The 17,311-nt window shown below is 41.4% G+C and carries 12 protein-coding genes; 1 reads left to right on the top strand and 11 read right to left on the bottom strand.

What is annotated here, in order from left to right; translation table 11 throughout:
* Positions 1-15: 15 nt before the first annotated feature.
* The 11 genes from MTF66_RS02735 to MTF66_RS02685 all read right to left on the bottom strand — a co-directional run bounded on the left by MTF66_RS02735 (position 16) and on the right by MTF66_RS02685 (position 16,151).
* Positions 16-2,718, bottom strand: a complete 2,703-nt coding sequence (locus tag MTF66_RS02735) for a TonB-dependent receptor (protein WP_248526291.1) — start codon at positions 2,716-2,718, stop codon at positions 16-18.
* 77 nt (positions 2,719-2,795) lie between these two features.
* Positions 2,796-3,776, bottom strand: coding sequence for a DUF4880 domain-containing protein (locus MTF66_RS02730; protein ID WP_248526290.1), 981 nt, complete (start codon positions 3,774-3,776; stop codon positions 2,796-2,798).
* Between the two features lie 5 nt (positions 3,777-3,781).
* A complete protein-coding gene (locus MTF66_RS02725; RefSeq protein WP_248526289.1) occupies positions 3,782-4,258 on the bottom strand; it encodes a sigma-70 family RNA polymerase sigma factor in 477 nt (158 codons plus the stop codon).
* A gap of 151 nt (positions 4,259-4,409) precedes the next feature.
* Complete coding sequence (locus MTF66_RS02720) at positions 4,410-5,693, bottom strand: HlyD family type I secretion periplasmic adaptor subunit (RefSeq protein WP_248526288.1); 1,284 nt, start codon at positions 5,691-5,693, stop codon at positions 4,410-4,412.
* Positions 5,690-7,402 (bottom strand): type I secretion system permease/ATPase, encoded by a 1,713-nt coding sequence (locus MTF66_RS02715; RefSeq protein WP_248526287.1) that lies wholly within the window; start codon positions 7,400-7,402, stop codon positions 5,690-5,692. Before MTF66_RS02715 ends, MTF66_RS02720 begins: the two co-directional genes overlap by 4 nt.
* Complete coding sequence (locus MTF66_RS02710; protein WP_248526286.1) at positions 7,399-9,294, bottom strand: hypothetical protein; 1,896 nt, start codon at positions 9,292-9,294, stop codon at positions 7,399-7,401. Before MTF66_RS02710 ends, MTF66_RS02715 begins: the two co-directional genes overlap by 4 nt.
* A gap of 54 nt (positions 9,295-9,348) precedes the next feature.
* On the bottom strand, positions 9,349-9,987 hold the full coding sequence (locus tag MTF66_RS02705; protein ID WP_248526285.1) for a heme acquisition protein HasA: 639 nt from the start codon (positions 9,985-9,987) through the stop codon (positions 9,349-9,351).
* A gap of 106 nt (positions 9,988-10,093) precedes the next feature.
* On the bottom strand, positions 10,094-12,052 hold the full coding sequence (locus MTF66_RS02700; RefSeq protein ID WP_248526284.1) for a choice-of-anchor tandem repeat GloVer-containing protein: 1,959 nt from the start codon (positions 12,050-12,052) through the stop codon (positions 10,094-10,096).
* 17 nt (positions 12,053-12,069) lie between these two features.
* The gene (locus MTF66_RS02695) at positions 12,070-14,574 is read right to left on the bottom strand and encodes a TonB-dependent receptor (protein WP_248526283.1); all 2,505 of its coding nucleotides are present in this window, start codon (positions 14,572-14,574) and stop codon (positions 12,070-12,072) included.
* Positions 14,575-14,675: 101 nt separating this feature from the next.
* Positions 14,676-15,641 (bottom strand): FecR domain-containing protein, encoded by a 966-nt coding sequence (locus tag MTF66_RS02690; protein ID WP_248526282.1) that lies wholly within the window; start codon positions 15,639-15,641, stop codon positions 14,676-14,678.
* Between the two features lie 6 nt (positions 15,642-15,647).
* Positions 15,648-16,151 carry a sigma-70 family RNA polymerase sigma factor gene (locus MTF66_RS02685; RefSeq protein ID WP_248526281.1) on the bottom strand — a complete coding sequence of 168 codons (504 nt, stop codon included), beginning with the start codon at positions 16,149-16,151 and terminating at the stop codon, positions 15,648-15,650.
* A 285-nt stretch (positions 16,152-16,436) separates the two neighbouring features.
* Between MTF66_RS02685 and exbB the strand changes: the two genes are divergently transcribed.
* Positions 16,437-17,309: a tonB-system energizer ExbB gene (exbB, locus tag MTF66_RS02680; RefSeq protein WP_248526280.1), complete on the top strand. Its 873-nt coding sequence runs from the start codon at positions 16,437-16,439 to the stop codon at positions 17,307-17,309.
* Positions 17,310-17,311 lie beyond the last annotated feature (2 nt).

The raw sequence follows: 17,311 nt of genomic DNA, 5'->3' as shown, positions 1-17,311 counted from the left end.
TGATTTTTCTGGCAATTAAAATTGTAAAGTTAAGCTAAGCTTGGCTGTGCGCCCAGGGGCTGGCACAAGTCCTAAGCTCAATGCGTCTAAGTAGTAACGATCGGTAATATTATCGATAGTAAAATCAAGAGTCGCCGTATCGTTAAATTGGTATGAACTGTAGAAATCTAAAAGGTTATAGCTGTGCCATAGCACAGGCTCATTAAAACCTGTTGGTGCGTTGTATCGAGGAATTGAGTTTCTCTCGCCCATAAAGGTAGCGCGTAAACCAGTCTCGAATTTTTGATCAAAAAGACGTAACCCTAAATGCAGGCTGGCATGCCAGTTAGGCGGGATCATATTATTGATGTAGCTCTCAGGGATCCCCCAGTCATTACAGTAATAGCGTACATAGCTACCAACATTACACACTTCAATATGAGAATATTTAGTGCCACTTAATTCAACTAACCAAAAAGGTGTTGTGTAACTAAAGTTCAACTCAACACCATTAAGATCTAAACTGTCGATATTGCGCATGCGGAAAAAATCGAGCATACCGCCTTGTGATTGCTCCCATGCATTTGGTTGTGTTCGAGTCAAATAGTCATCTACATGATTCTCGAAATAGGCAAGCTTGATAGCCAGTTGCTCTGTGTTATTCGCTATTTTTTCGTTTAAATAATTAATACCCAATTCTTGGTTTTTGGCATGCTCAGGTTTCAGAGGGATATCAAGCACAGGGCTCACAGACCAGCCCGAAGTACTTTCAAACAAGCTTGGCATGCGTAAAGCTTCTGCGTGTCTAATGTATAATTGAAGACTGTCTAACGCTTGCCATGTTAAAGCAATAAGCGGCGCACTACCTGAGTGACTATTCTGATAATTTACAGGGACACAGCCTCCTTGCCCATCAGGTGTGCATGCGGGATCATTGGGCTTAAGCTCTAAAGGATTATTATCTTTTGAAGAGAAATGACTAAAGCGTAATCCTGCTTCTAATTGCCACTGCTTTGTAATTTGCCAATCGACGGCGCTAAAAGAACTAAACTCTTTACGCCAACCGCTTCTTGAACCAGCATAAAAACCTTCTGTTTGGGGCGTGTCGGTATCCATATCTTCCCACTGCCCAGCAATGCCATAGCTCAATGCAAGTTCGCCATGATTGTAGAACATCATTTTATTACTAATTTCAGCACCCCAACGCTGATAGTCATCTTTTCGAGCTATGTTATCGGCAATATCCACCGAGCCGACATCTGGCGTATTTAAATCTGTAATCGCATCTGTGTGCCACAAATTAGCCGAAAAGTCGGCCCAATCATAAGTAAGCGGTTGCCATTTGTATTTTAATGTATAGGTATGGTTTGTTACTTCGCTGTCAAGCCATTGTCTTGCTTGACCAAAAGAGCGAATTTGCGAAGGCATCATTTCGCCATATTCGCTGTTATAAAGGATATAACTCATCTCTAAGCTATGATCTTTTGGCATCACCAAGTTCGTTTTAAGTAATACCGACTCACTATTGAAATTTGTATTTGGTATACGCTCATTAGCACGAAATCTTGACGCACCTTCCACAGACACCGGAGTCTCGGTATACCAAGCCATTTTAACCGGCTCACCATAAATCAATTCGGGTTTAGGGCCATGGCTACCTGCATAATAATTGCCTTGTTCACGCTTAGCGTAAGCACCAACTAAGTCACCCCAACTAAAGCGTTTTGCAGCAGCGACACTCCCCGCGTAACTCGCAAACTCTAACAAACCAGGTCTGTCCATACCTTCTTCGGGGGCAAAATGCTCAGGCATCAAGTACTGTTCAGTACAATATGTTGGAAAGCGACAGTCTGAGCGATAAGCATTACGAGGGAGATAATAGCCTGCATAGGTTCCAGGCTGAGGTGCGTTTGAGCTATTACCAATAGCACTCGCTCTTAAACGTACACCTGACAGCTCACCTTCTTTGACAATATCGTCTGCATTAAGAGTGCTAACACTCACTAATCCGCCCGTCGCACCGGTCCCTTGCGCGTCCATAACAGGGCCTTTACTAATCGTCATTGAGCCAATTAAATCAGGGTCAATATAACTGCGGCTAGAGACACCTGAATACCCTCGATAAACAGTTGTTTCTTGGCGACTTCCATCAATAATAACTGGTACACGGCCTTGACCTTGCATACCGCGGATATTGATGTCTAAACCACCTGAGTTGCGGTTCTCACTGACTAATACCCCAGGTGTACCTTGGAATATATCGCCAACACTGGTACCGCGAAATCGTTCAATATCTTGCTGAGTGATGACGTTTACCGACTTTGCCTCGGTATAGGTTTTATTTTTTAATTTATTGTGTTGTCCCTGAACTTGAATAGTATCAAGAGCAATCACATCTGATTGTGGCTTTGCTTTAATGATCCAAGCGTTTTGAGCAATCAAAAACGCTTCTAATGAGGTTGATTGTAAAAGTTTATTTAAAGCAGTTTCTGTGCTGTAGCGTCCTTTTAGCTCTAACGCGGAGATATTTTTTACGATTTGCTCATCAAAGCTCAATGTGATCCCTGCTTGCCGTGAAAGAAGCGTTAATGAATCACCTAGATTACCTGCAGGTAAGTCAAATTGAACTAATGTGAAATTAGCTGAACTAGCTGATGATTGCGCCGCATAAATTGGGGCCACAGACAACAGGCTCGAAACAAATATGGCACAGCTAGTAAGCAATACACGAGACGGCATGTGAGTTTCCTTTTTTCGTTACATACCTATAAAGCCGAACGAAAAATGAAAAGCCGTAAAAATAAATGAGAATTATTTTACTTTGGTAAAATTTCAGCCCAGAAACGGGTCAGATAGTTAAGCTTTGCGCCCAATGACTGTGCGACAGTTGATAAAATTAAATCTGTATCTGAAAGCTGAAATACACCAGAAATTAGCGTGTCGTTTAAACTTGGATGGCAACGAATATGGCCGCTTCGATAACGAGCCAACTCGTGTAAAAAATCGGCAAGCGGCATGGCTCTAGCAGTGAGTAGATTTTGGCGCCAGCTACTGTAATCAAAAATCCCTGTATTTAAAGCAAATTGTTTATTGGAAAAGAGTTGATACGTCGAGCCTGCTTGTAGGGATAAACTGTTTTCACCTGCCGCTGAACTATAATGCAGTAGGCCTTTGTTTACTTGTACAATCGCATGGCTTGCTTCATGACGAACAAATACTTCTGCGTTTTGAGTGGCAAATACACCATGAGATGTGTGCAGTTGAACAGGTGCATCAATAGCTGCGGTTTTTAAAAATAACTCGCCTTGCGTTAGCCTAATCGAATTACTCTTCTGCTCATCAATTTCTACCGTACTATGGCGGTTTAACCATAGTTGGCTACTTTTGAAAACGGTAAATTTTTCGCGACTATTTCTGGTTGATAAATCAGCACTTAAATAATGACGAGCGCCTTGCTGCTCAGCTAAAAAAGCCACACCTGCTACACTTAGTGACGTACCAAGCGCGCCTTTGAGCAAACGTCTACGCTGTAGATTATCAATTTCATGGTCTGTTTTTTGTAATGTTTCTCGTGCATGCCCGGCGGACTTAACAGCAATATCACTAAATGCTTTATCAAGGTGTAGTAACCGAGCACACGCCAGCTCATGTAATGGATCAGCACTTCGCCACTGCACAAAATGTCCCTGCTCTGCCTCACTGATGCTGCCAGATTCAATTTTAATTTGCCAACGAATTGCTTGTTGAACTATGTGTTCTGGAATATGAGCTTGATTGTGATTGAGTCTAAAATTCATCAGATTTAGCTGTCAAAATAAACAAGTTGGTAGCACTGTAGTGTTGCTTTTGCGATATACTTTTCGACTGAAGATAAGCTTACTTTTAGTTCGCTTGCGACATCTTTATAGCTCATGCCATCCAATCTAACCATTAGAAAAGCTTTTTTTTCTTTTGCTTTCAAACCCGTGAGTAACTTGTCAATTTGCTCAAGTAAGTTAAGCAACTCTAATTGTTCTTCGGGCGAAAAGTAGTCAGCCTCAGGCATTGATTCGAGCATGCTTTGATAATTACGTTCAAGCACTTGCCTGCGTAATTGATCTGTCATCAAGTTACCAGCAACTTTCGTAAGCCAGGCACGTGGGCTACGCATATCATCATAAAGCATTGGCTTATTTAACAATTTTATAAACGTATCTTGCGCCAGGTCCTGGGCATTATCAGCATTACTCGTTCGCTTAGCAATCCAACGAACTAACCATTCGTGGTGTTCTTGATACATCGAGTTGAACCCAGTTCTGTTAGTGGTCTTGCTAGTCAAAATTTACAAAGTCCCGTTGCGTGGCAGGTGGACATTATAAACAATAATCATTCTCATTCAAGTGCATTTATTAGGTAAACCTTCTTAATTATTAATTAAAGTGAAATTCTTTTTAATTATCAGCCATTGCATGAGGAATACGATCTATTAAAGGTTTAAATAAATAACTCAGCATCGAACGCTCTCCATTTTTAACAAATGCTTGAACTGGCATCCCCGGCTGTAACACTAAATCTTTTAGCAACGCTTGTTCATTGACTCGAATAGTTACTTGATAATAAGGCTGCCCAGTTCGTTGGTCGTTGACAATATCTTGTGTAAGGCTATCTATATTGCCTTTAACTTTCGGTGTCGTACTGGTATTGAAAGCATTAAATAGTAGATCTACTTCTTGACCAAGTAAGATGCTATCAATTAGATGAACCGGTACTTTCGCATCCACAATAAGACTTTGGCCTTTAGGCATTATTTCCATTAATAATTGTGATTGGGATACTACATCACCAAACGCATTAAGGCCTACAACTTGACCAGCTGCTGGTGCGCGAACTTCACTATTATCCAGGCTAAATTGAGCCGTAATGATCTGCTGTTTGAAATGACTAATATTCGCTTGATTGGTAGCCATCTGTTGACTGAGGTCTTGCTTGTAAGCTTTTATTGTCTGTTGTAATTGAGTGTCTTGCTCTAATAACCTGGCCTGTTGTGCTTTTAGTTCTGCTTGTGAGTTTGCTGAATCAGCGCTGATCTCCGCAGCTTGTGCCTGTAATTGATAAAGTTTTTCTTGTGATTGATAGCCTTTATCTACTAAAGCTTGTGTGTCTCTTAGCCAATTTTTATATACCGCCAATTGCTGTTGCTGACTGGCAACCACATTTTGTAGGCCTAAAATTCTCGATTGCGTAGTGTGTTTGTTATTTTCTAACAGTAAGAGTTTTGCATCCTGCGTTGCTTTTCTTTGTACAAACAATTGCTGATGCAAGCGCATAGCCTCTTCGGCTTGTGGTAATGCTATTTCGGTTAGCGCTGATGAATAGTGCAACTTCGGCGTTTGTGTAAACTCAGCATATAAACGTTCTTTTTCTGCCAGTGCCATATAATATTGAGTTGTTGCGGCCTCAAGCTGACTTTTAGCGACTCGGTTATCGAGGGTCACTAAAGGCTGATTTTTCTCAACCCATTGACCATTTTGCACTAACAACTGGGCAAGCACCCCACTTTGTGGAGCTTGTATTTGTTTTTTTCTTCCAGATACAATAACTTGACCTTCAATCACAGCACCTTTATCTAGTGGTGCAAAGGCTCCCCAAAGTAAAAAAACCCCCAAACTTAGTGACGTCATAATCCAGCCCCAAAGAATGTACTTACGACCTGCTATGCCGTGTTGAGCATTCATGCTATTGCCACTCCCTGTTGACTTTGTTTGGCTCTTTGCATGGCGTTTAATACGTTTTCTTTAGCGCCAAATGCCTGAACATGGCCTTTGTTTAGTAACAAAATTTTATCGCTCATAGCTAAAATATTCGCTCTGTGAGTTATGAATATCACACTACTGCCAGCTTGCTTTAACGTTTTAATTGTTGCTGCTAACGCAGCCTCACCGCTATCGTCTAAATTCGCATTTGCTTCATCTAAAATAACCACCTTAGGATCAGCATACACTGCTCTTGCAAGGCCTATGCGCTGTTTTTCGCCGCCCGATAAACCGGTTCCTGCTTCACCTAGTTGCGTTTCATAACCATTACTTAACTTGAGTATCATGTCATGGACCCCAGCCAACTTCGCGGCTTTAATCACCAAGTGATCATCCACCTCGCCAAATCGTGCAATATTTTGCGCGATACTGCCTGCAAAAAGGCTCACATTCTGTGGTAAATAACCAATAGAAGGGCCTAAGCTTTGTTTATTCCACTGAAATACATCTGCGCCATCTAAACGCACTTTACCTATACGCGGCTCCCAAATACCGCATAGCATTCTCGCAATTGATGATTTACCAGCACCTGAGGGGCCTATAATGGCCAAAATTTCTGCTGGTTCAAGCTCAAAACTAATATTTTTAAGAACAGGATGCTGAGCCATTGGTGGGATTAAAGTGGCGTTCTCAATGGTTAATTTACCGCTTGGTTTAGGTAAACAAAGCCCTTCCTTTACTGATGGATATTGGCATAACAAGCCATTTAAACGTTGTTGTGATTGCTTAACTGATTGCCATTGTTTAAAAGCACCAACCAATTGCTCAACTGGCGAGAGCATACGTCCTGCCAAAATAGAGCCCGCAATCATCATTCCAGCTGTTATTTCTCCCGCAACAGCCAACCATGCGCCTGCACCTAGCATCATTGACTGTAATGCGAGTCGTAAAACTTTACTGGTTGCAGTAAGAACAGAACTTAAATTACTCGCTTCACTTTGATGGCAAATTCCAGCCCAGTGCTCTGACTGCCATCGTTCTTGTAAGTTTTGCTGCATACCCATGGCTTGAGCTACTTCGGCATTATTAATGATATCGCTGGCGAGTCTGTTAGCATTTGTAGTTGCTTGTGAGGCTAAAACCAGAGACTGTTTAGCCCATAATTCATTTGCTAAAGCTAAAGCAAATAACACTAAACTACCAACCAATGCGAGCGTGCCCAATAAAGGGTGAAAAAAGAACAAAATTACTAAGAAAATAGGCGCCCAAGGCGCATCAAAAAAGGCAAACACGCTACTCCCTGTCATAAACTGACGAACTTGATTAAGATCGTTAATCAGTAGTCCTGAGTTAGCGTTACCAGTTTTAAGTTGATGTTGATATAACGCATTAAATACACGGTTGTGTAAAGTTTTATCAAATTGTTGACTAATGCTTATTAATACTCGGCTCCGGATCCACTCCAGCCCCCCCATTAATAAGAAAAATACCGCAACCATCGAAGAGATTAGCCATAAGGTGTCTAAATTTGCTGAGCTCAAAACGCGATCATAAACCTGCAACATGTAGATTGCAGGCAACAGCATTAATACATTAATGACAGCACTAAACCCTGCAACATGATAAAAACTGCGCATTTGCAGCTTTAAAGCATCTTTAAGTGGTTTACTAAGCGCTTGCGAAGCGTTCATTTAAACCTCGTTCTACGAACTGGTTTAAACAGTGCTGCCGCAGTTAACAAAAACAGCCAACGCCAGTCTAAACTGCCGCCATTACCATAGCTAAGTGACTCACTGTCTTTTGCTTTTGCTTCTGCATCCACATACAAGGTTGCTAGGGCAGCAAAACGACTATTCACATCGCTATCCTTACAATTAACTGTCAATGTATAAACCCCTGTCTGTGGCGAAATAACCATACTGCCTTGCGGCTCTAGTGGCGAATCAGGTTGCCAGTCGCCAATCACTGTTTCCCCCGTTGCTTTACAGTCTGTTGCATTAAAACTGGACCAAGTCACTTCGGCTTGCTCTCCTTGCTTTATAGTCCCTGGAGTTATGCTGATTGACACAGAGCCTGTCGGCTGTTGAGCACTTAAATCTACTTCAAATACAGTACCGAATTTATCATTGAGGTATTTATTACCAGAATTATCGGTATACCCTCGGCCACCATATAAGGTGGTGCCGTATAAGTTACCGTTTGCAGCTAACATGATACCGGTTGGCACTTTGCCGTCGGCATCAACATCTATCCCCGCTTTAAAAGAGTGTACATGTTCAAAACCACTTTCAACGACCACGCCATTTTCAACTTTAATATCTGCGAGGCGAATACGATAAATGGTGCCATTCCCGGTTACTTCCCCGAATTCCGAGGGGTAGGGGTTGCCTTGCTTTACGCTTATAACTTCATCTTTATGGACACCGCCCCCCATCGTTGTACCATAAAGGTAGCCATTGTCCGTAATCGCCATTGGTCCGCGGGGCTGGCTACCATCTAGGTCACTAAATGTATGCACTAACACAAAATCAGAACCATCTTTTTTTACTCTAAATACAGAGCCAAAAGGGTTACTGCCATCATAATGAGGATATTCTGTATGGATGAGATTTTCTTTATCGGTCACAGAATATAAGGCATAGCTACCACCACAAATGCCATTATCAAATTTTGCCTCTTGCTGATTATGAACGATTATTCCTTTTGTTTTACAAGTACCTACCGACGTGGTGCCGTATAAATAACCTTGTTGGTCTTCAACCAAATAGGTGGCTATACGCGCAGCTTCACCTCTTGTCCACGGAACTTCTCCCTCGGCTAAGGTAAACTCGTGTATAATTTCAGGGCTTTGTACTGGGTCGTTACTTAAGTCCATTGCGTAGAGGGCGCCGACAATAAAATCATCATCAATCGAGAGTGTATCTAAAAATGGTGTGCCTCTGGGGTAAGCCAAATAGCCAAATAATGTATTACCACTCAATAACATACCTCCCGCACCAGTATAATAACCATGCGGGTTATTGTTAAAACGGTGCATTTCAATCAGGGTATTATCGGCGTCTAAGCGCATTAACCGCGAGTAAGATTCGCCGTCTGTGTCTATAAACAGTAGCCGCCCCTGCTGATCAAAAATAGGCTGAACGTTAGGTTGACTGCTAAGCTCTTCCTCACTGTTATCAAAAACAATATTTTTATTACTGCCATCTGAGTGGACATAAAAAATGTTACCATCTAAATCAATACTATAAAGCCTATCGAGCTGTGGATGCTCAGCAAAACCCACGTATGATTTAATATCTTTAGCCAATGAAAAATAATGACCTTGCACCGGCGCCAGCCCCCACATATTTGCTGCCCTATTGTCGTTACCAAAAATATCTACATGTCCTGTGGATGATATGCCCAGCAGTTGGTCTCGCTCAGCATTATAGATAGGGGGGGCATAGGGTTTCCCTGCCGTAGGCCAACCTTCAGGGCCACTATAATGAAGTGAAGTCAGGTAATTTACACTAACATCGTCAACCGCCGTGTTAGCAAAGCAAGAAAGCGGCAAAGTGAATAAAAAAATGCAGAGTGTTTTCATAGCTAGCTCAATAAATTTTAAGTAGCACTGCAGCAAAGCTACAGTGCAGTTAGATTATGCAACGAGTTCGTATTCGACAAAGCTTGAAACACCAATAGTGTCAAGTGATGCAAAGCTAGCAGCACCAGTGTCGTTTAGGGTTAAGTCAATTCCATTGTCAGATAGTAAAGTAGTGAAGTAATCAAACTCCGCATCTTTTAAGCCATCTACAATGTTATGGGTGGTATTGTCACCGGTTGTACGGTCAATCACATTGCCGCTTTCATCAATACCGGCATTTAGGCCTATGGTATCTAGACCATCGAAACTAACTAACTCATCAGTGAAGCTGTATTCACCGTTAGCATCTTGAGTGATGCCGTAACCAAAGGAAATTGAGGCAATTTCACCGTAAATTGTATGAGATGGGCTAGAGAAGAAGGTGTAATCTAAGTAAGAACCATCAGCAGCCTGAATGATAAAGCCTAGGCTGCCATCGCTTGAAGTGCCCTCTTGCACAAATTGCGTGCCAGAGAATGTGCCAAAGCTCCCCCAAAAACCTAAATCTACAATAGGATCAGGGTTTTCAGTACCAGCGAAACTACCAATGCTTTCATCGTAAGTTGTATCCGTAAAAAACTCACTTGCGTAGGTGAAAAAGTCATTTAAACTGCCGTAGCTATAATTTGCACCATATGAAACTTGTATAGACATAATATTTCCTTTTCTGTTTTTGTAATGACCTAGAGGTCTGAAATAGTCATATCAATTGCGCGCCAGATTGATATGACTGGGTTAATTAGCAAAACTGGTTGCTAATTTAGCTTTTAATTTTGTTACGAAAGCGCCTACCAACTAATAAGCCAAGAGCCATGATTACACCGCCAAATGCCCCACCACTGCTGCTATTATCTTCTGGTACAGGCTCTGGCTCTGGCTCTGGCTCTGGCTCTGGCTCTGGTGCAGGATTAACTAAAATATCCAAAGTTTGAACATAGTCAGTTTGGTCGTTATCTTGGCAAGTTAGAATGTATGATTTGTTGCCATCAGTGCTTGGCTCGATAGTTTCGGTACCACTGGCTTCTTTTGTACCTTCCCAGTCACCACTAGCCGTACATTGGCTTAAGTTAGATGTTTGCCAATTTAACTCTACGCTTTCTCCTAAGGTGATTTCGGTAACTGAAGAAGTAAAGTTCAGCTCTGGTTTTGGATTTACAACCACATTAACTAACTGAACATGTGGTTTTTGGTCAGTGTCTTGGCAACTTAATAAATAAGATTTTTCACCTTCAGAGCTTGGCTCAATTGATTCAGTACCACTGGTTTCTTTCGCACCTTGCCAATCACCACTGGCAGTACATTGGCTTAAGTTGGTTGACTGCCAGTTGACTTCAACACTCTCTCCTAAAGTTATTTCTGAAGTTTGAGTGGTAAACTCCATAGCATGTTGTTTTACAGTGAATTGATATACGCTTCCTGTTTCTGTTGCCGCGTCGCCATTGGTGGCACCGTAAATAATTTGTTCGCCATTCACTAGCGCACCAGCAGTTAAACCTACTGGTAAAGGTGAGGCTTGATCTGCAAAGTGGAGTACAAGCTGAAAATTGTCTTGCTCTTTATCAAGGTCACGTGCGTCTGTACTTATATTAATGCGAAATAGCACACCTGAATTACCGTCACTGCCTCCGGCGGTTGTTGTACCATAAATATTTCCATCTGCTGCAACTACAAGTGGACCCGCTGGCGTTTTACCATTTAGGTTTGTTTCTGCTTCATCTTGTTCTGAACCAAATGTATGTAACACGGTAAATGCGTCTAAATTGGTTTTGTGGGCACGCCATACTGTTTTAGCTGACGTTCCGTATAACCAATCACCGCTTTCTACTAACGAGTTTGTTGCTAAGGTATGGTCATCGATTAGACCATGTAGGTTATTAGAAAAGGTTTTTAAAATTTGTACTTCTGAGCTGCCATCCGTTTTAACATTGGTTAAATCTAGCTTAAACAAGGTGCCGCTTGGGAAGTCGCCATCTTCTAAGCCTTCGGTACTGCCTGATCCATCAGACTTTGAAGATTTATGTGCAAGGCCATAAATAGCATTATCTTGTTCACTGTATATCAGTGAGGCAGGCGCTTCACCTTTAGTAAAAATATTGCCCTGTTTATATTCATCACGGCTAAAGTCAATCAGTACAGCGATTTCACCTTCACTATTAAGGCGCAGTAATGCACTATAATCACTACCTCGTTCATAAGCGGCAAAATAGATGTTGTCTTGTGCATCTATCGTCATCAAGCCTTGTACTCGGAAGTCTCCGCCATTAATACTAGAGAGATCCAAATGCGATAGTGCATCCTCTATTACTTCGCCTTCACTCCATTTGAATAATGTCCTGTTTGCGCCACCGTAAACAACTCCCTGACTATCAACCACGGTATTCGTTACAAAGGCTAGCGTGTCGTTATTAACTTCGTTTATATATGTGGTGTAGTCGGTTAACTCGCCTTCGGTTAATTGGGGAGTGAAGCTATAAATACCCGACTGCGTTAGCGTGGCAAAGTCACTACCACCACCAGAAAGAAAAGTACCTATTAATTTACCATTATGGGTATTTAATGTCGGTGGTTTTGCAGGCATCATGCCTTTATCGCCGCCCATCATAATGGTCGGCGGTGTACCAAATGCGTGTAATTGTTGTAGGTTAATTTCAGCGGCACTTGCAAGATTTGCGCTAAACAATGCACTGGTAATAAGGGCTAGCTTAAAGGTATGTCGCATTTTTATTCCTTTATTAATTAAAATTTTGCGGTTAATTGAGCAGTGGCGGTGCGCCCAGGCGCAATCCAATATGAAGTACCATTTGCTTCGGCATAATTGAGATCGGTCAGGTTGTCGACCGACATACGTAATTTAAACTGTGATGTGAATTGATATTCCAACCAAAAGTCATAAACTTGCCAGTCAACAACGTCTTCATAAGCGCTGCCACCACGACCGTCGTTATCTTCGTAACGCATTCGAGCGCCTAACTTTAAAGTGTCTTCAAATAACTTTAAGCCTAGGGTCAATGCACCACTGTGTTTTGGTGGAGGGATATAGTTCAAGCTTCCCGATCCAGCTTGACCCATACTTGTTTCTGGATAACCTACTTGGCTGCCTAGAGGAAATGGATCATAGCCTCCCTTGCCAAGGTCAACATTCATTTTGGTGTAATTAAGCTCAGCAAATAGCCTTTTTGATTCATAATCAGCTTGCAGTTCAAGGCCATCAAAACGGATCTCATCTTGTAAATTGACATAACTCAGCGTCATTCCATTGTCATCAATAGAAGTAGGTCTCATCACGCGACCTTGGACAATAAAGTTATCGATGGTATTTTCGAACCATGCTGTTTTAATGAATAAATCGTGGCCTTTGGCTATACCAAGCAACTCAAAATTAAGACCAATTTCATTATTCCAAGCTTCTTCAGCTTCAAGTCCAGGGTTTGGGTAAAAAGGGAAAGAGTTACCAACATGAGCACCAAATAATAAGGTCTCTGTGATTTCAGGCGGCCTGACTGCCTGAGCTGAACTTAAGTAGCCTTGTATTTTATCGTTAAAGCGATAGGCTAAACGCATATTTGGTGAAAGGTAATTTTCATGCCGGTCAACGTCAAAGTCGGTATAGATCAAAGTGCGACTAGGCGAAACTCCGGGAGGGTTAAGAATGTAACCAGAGTATATTTCTCCACCTCCTTGCAGTGAAAATTGCTCATAGCGCAAACCTGACTCAAAAGAAAAATGCTCGCCGTATTGCCATTCAGCTTGAATATAAGCACTGCCAAGAGAGCGATCACCTTCAGGGGTTGCACCTGTAAACCAAGATGGGTCGCCAGTTCCTGGCGTTTGCTGTATTGCTTGAGGCTCTGTCCAATCTTTAAAATATTCGCCGCCTAAAGTAAGTAATAACAATGACTCATGTTGTGTTAACCAATCATGCTTGAGGCTAAAAAAGGCAAGATTATCAACAACCATCCCTAGGGTGTTGGTTTCATATTGCAATTTAAATTCGCCGTAGGGATTGCTGCTTTCTCCCATTTCATAAACATGCTGACGCATTTGAGTGCGGTTGTAATAAACACTGGCATTAAGATTGAGGTAATTTGAGTTTGCAGCCCATGTGTAATCTAATTTAATCGTATCGTTATTGAGTGCACTGCTACTTTCGGGCTCTGCATCTACTGATGTCGCTGAGCCTTCTTCAAAGTTGCCATAAAAACCGACATAGCTAAGTTTTACTGACTGCTCTTTATTTATTGTGTAATCAGCTTTGAGCAATGACGACCAGTTATCTTGCTCGGTAAAGTTACTCATTGCACTAAAGTAACTACTAGAATCAGCATTACCGCCATGTTGGCCTGGCTTAAAACGGCCAACATTCTTATGCCCTACCGCAGCAACAAGTTCTAGGTCTTTTCCCACACGCACAGTAGACGCTAATAAGCCCTGCATATGATAGGCATTGTTGCCAGATGAAATGGCTAGCTTAGTACCATGATCTTTACCTGGAGCCGCCAAATCATCAAATTCAAGCGTTTTAAAATTTACAACACCAGCAATCGCACCAGCACCACCACTTTCGCCTACTGGTCCCTTTGCAATTTCGACACTCGACAGTAATTGAGGATCTAAATAAACCATCCCATTGGCACCATGACCACTTCGTTTGAAGTTCTGCCTAGCTCCGTCAATCATCACATTAACTCGACCAAAGTCTTGTAAACCACGAACATTTACTGCAACCCCAGGCTCCTGCCGAGTTTGGGAAGTGGTAACACCTGAAACGTTATAGAAAATATCTGATGTATCACGTGGGGCAATGCGTTGGAGCTGAGCTTGATCAAGTTGAGTATTTGAAGAGGCTGATTGATAAATTTCTATACGCTTATTAGATGTAGCCTGAACCTCTAAGGTATCGAGTAAAATCTCACCATTTGATTGGGCCAAGAGTGCACGTATAACATAACTTCCATTAGCCGTTTTCTCTGCATACAAGCCAGTCCCCAAGAGAAGCTGTTGGAACCCCGTATCAAGTTCGAATTCACCTTTTAGACCAGTAGATTGCAGATCGCCAACTTGCTTAGGATCAAACTGCAGCAAGATGCCTGTTTGGAGGGCAAATGTATTAAGTGCCTCAGCCAAACTACCTTGCGGTATATCAAGTTGGTGGGCTTGATCCGCTAACACCTTTGCAGAAAATGTAAATTGCAGGCATAGCAAGACTGTAAAAATGAAACGCGATAAGCGGCCTTGTAACATAAATAGTTCTCATTATTTTTTAGAGCTATTAATAGGACGCAGCAAAATCAAAAAGTAGTAATAAAATTTATTAAATATTGAAATTAATTTTATAATTTATTTTATTTCAATGAGATATACTCGAAATAATTGGCGACAGAGGTATGGGTCACCGCGGGTTCTGACGCTATCATCTGTAGCGCCATAGCAATATTGTCTGTTGGATAAACACCTGAAACTCGGATATGTTCAAGTGCGGATTGATTGTAAATAAAGACCCCTTGATAATGAGGCTCAAGCAAACTTAATAACCTAGCTAAACTCATATTATTAGCAACTAACCTATTATTTAACCACGCTAATTCTATATCAGGGTTAGCAGCTGTTGGCCCAATGAGGTGACTTTTAGCCACTGACATCGCTTGACCTTCCTTACCTACGACGCATTTTTGAACAGGTAAATAGCACAGTTCTACTTTTGATTCACTTACAACGACAAAGGTATCTTGCTCGCGGCGTTTAACAGAAAATTGTGTCCCTAAGGCTGTTGCCGTTGCTTTATCTGTTTCCACCACTAATGGCCAACTTGAATTAGTTTTTGCCACTAAATGTATTTCTCCCTGATTCAACTTAATTAATCGTTGCTTAGAACTAAACTCTATATCCACTTGGGTTTGCGCGTTGAGAGTCATTATGGAGCCATCTTTAAGCTCAACAGTTTTTTGCTCTCCTTTTAGAGTGTAATAATCAGAACTAACTCCTGTTAGACCTACATGATTGGCCATGAATCCAAGCCCAACAAAAAGAGCCGATAAAACGACCGATTTAGCAAAATGATTAGACTTAGGCTTATCTTTATCTAGTACCCTATTGAGGATTTGCGAATCAAAATGGCTGTTATCAGTGCTGTCAAATTCGCACCACAGTGCTTGCAATTCTGAGTAAGCTTTTTGATTTTCAGGGTCGGCTTTGAGCCACTGATTATGTGCTTGAATATCGGCATCGGTGAAGTTGTCAGAATTGAGTAAAACACACCAATTTGCGGCCTGTTTAAGCTTGAATTTGTAGTCTGGGTACTGTACGGACATTATGGCTTAGTTGAGTAATTGGCTGTGGCAATGAAGCAATGTTTGGGCAATATATTTTTGCACCATACTCACCGATATACTCAGTTCCTGAGCAATTTCTTGATACTTCAAACCATCTAACCTTGCCATTAAGAATGCGCGCCTTGGTTTATCAGCTAACCCTTCAAGCAAGCGCGATAACGCCTCTAGTTTTTGGATCATTTCATGCATTTCTTCACACGAAGGGGCATATTCTTGTGAAGACTCTAACTGAGCTTCAAGGTAGGCTTGCTCAATTCGTTTGCGCCTTGCTTTATCGATAATTAAACGGTTTGCAATTGTAGCAAGGTAAGCTCGAGGTTCTTTCACTTCAAATAAATCAATTGACGAAGTCAGAGCTCGAATAAACGTGTCTTGTGAAAGGTCTTGTGCATCATGATGGCAATGAAGGTTAAGTTTCTTCTGTAAAAACCTTAATAGCCAAAATTGATTGTCGCGAACAAATAGATCCATACTGGTGTAATTAAGCACTGCGGTTCCCTACCAACAACTGTAAATGATAACAATTATCATTACCGTACCATTGTTATTTATTCAAGGCAAGTTTGTTGTTTAAAATATGATAATGACTACTTTTGGCTAGTCTCTTTTCAAAGCTCTCCATTCAATCAGAGAATTACAACAAATCGCTTCAAGCAAATGCCCGCCGTAGACAAAAAATTCAATTTTTATTACGGGAAAATGATTTTGGTGCGTCTTATTTAATATGACGTTTATTTTTTTCGCCATTTTTGTCAGTTGGCTGGAGTAGATTTAATGAAATTTGGAGTAGTGCTTTTTGTGGCTCTTTTTGGCTTTTTTTCCGGGCATAGTTATTCATCTGAGCAAGACCCTGCAAATGAAATAGTAAGCCAAGTAACTAAATTAGATAGCCCACAATTAGCCGACAGCGCAGCTTTTGTTAGCCATGATTTGTCGCCTTGGGGTATGTATTTAGCGGCCGATGTGATTGTTAAAACCGTTATGATTGGCCTACTACTAGCTTCTATTGTGTGTTGGGGTATTTTTATCGCGAAGCTTATTTATCTTAATAAAAGTAAACGTGAAGGCAGGGCTTTATTAGTCAAACTATTAAATAGTCATAACTTAAAAATGGCAGAACAAGGTTTAACTCAAGAGCCAAGTACAGCAAAACTATTAATTCAAGCTTGCCTACATGAGCTTATCTTAAGTAGTAAAAACGCAACGACAAGTGATGCATTAAAAGAGCGTGTTGCAGCTCGCTTAGATAGGGTAAAAGCCGAGCTATCTGCAGATATGAACAAAGGAACAGGGGTTTTAGCAACCATTGGTTCTGTTGCTCCATTTGTTGGTTTGTTTGGTACTGTTTGGGGGATTATGAATAGCTTTATAAGCATCGCCAAAACACAAACAACCAATCTTGCTGTTGTCGCGCCAGGCATAGCTGAAGCATTACTTGCAACGGCCCTAGGTTTAGTTGCAGCAATACCCGCAGTTGTGATGTACAACTATTTTTCACGCTCTATAACAGCCTATAAATCGCAATTATTAGACACAGTGACTGTCATAATGACAATCCTTAGCCGTGATTTATCAGCAAAAGATACTCAAGCAAAACCACTAGAGCAGTTAATTGACTATAAGCAAATCAAAGCTGCAGGGAAATAAAG

The sequence above is a fragment of the Pseudoalteromonas sp. 2CM39R genome (assembly GCF_023161845.1).
The sequence above is the reverse complement of the archived record's forward strand: the minus strand, read 5'-3'. Positions and strand labels throughout refer to the sequence as shown.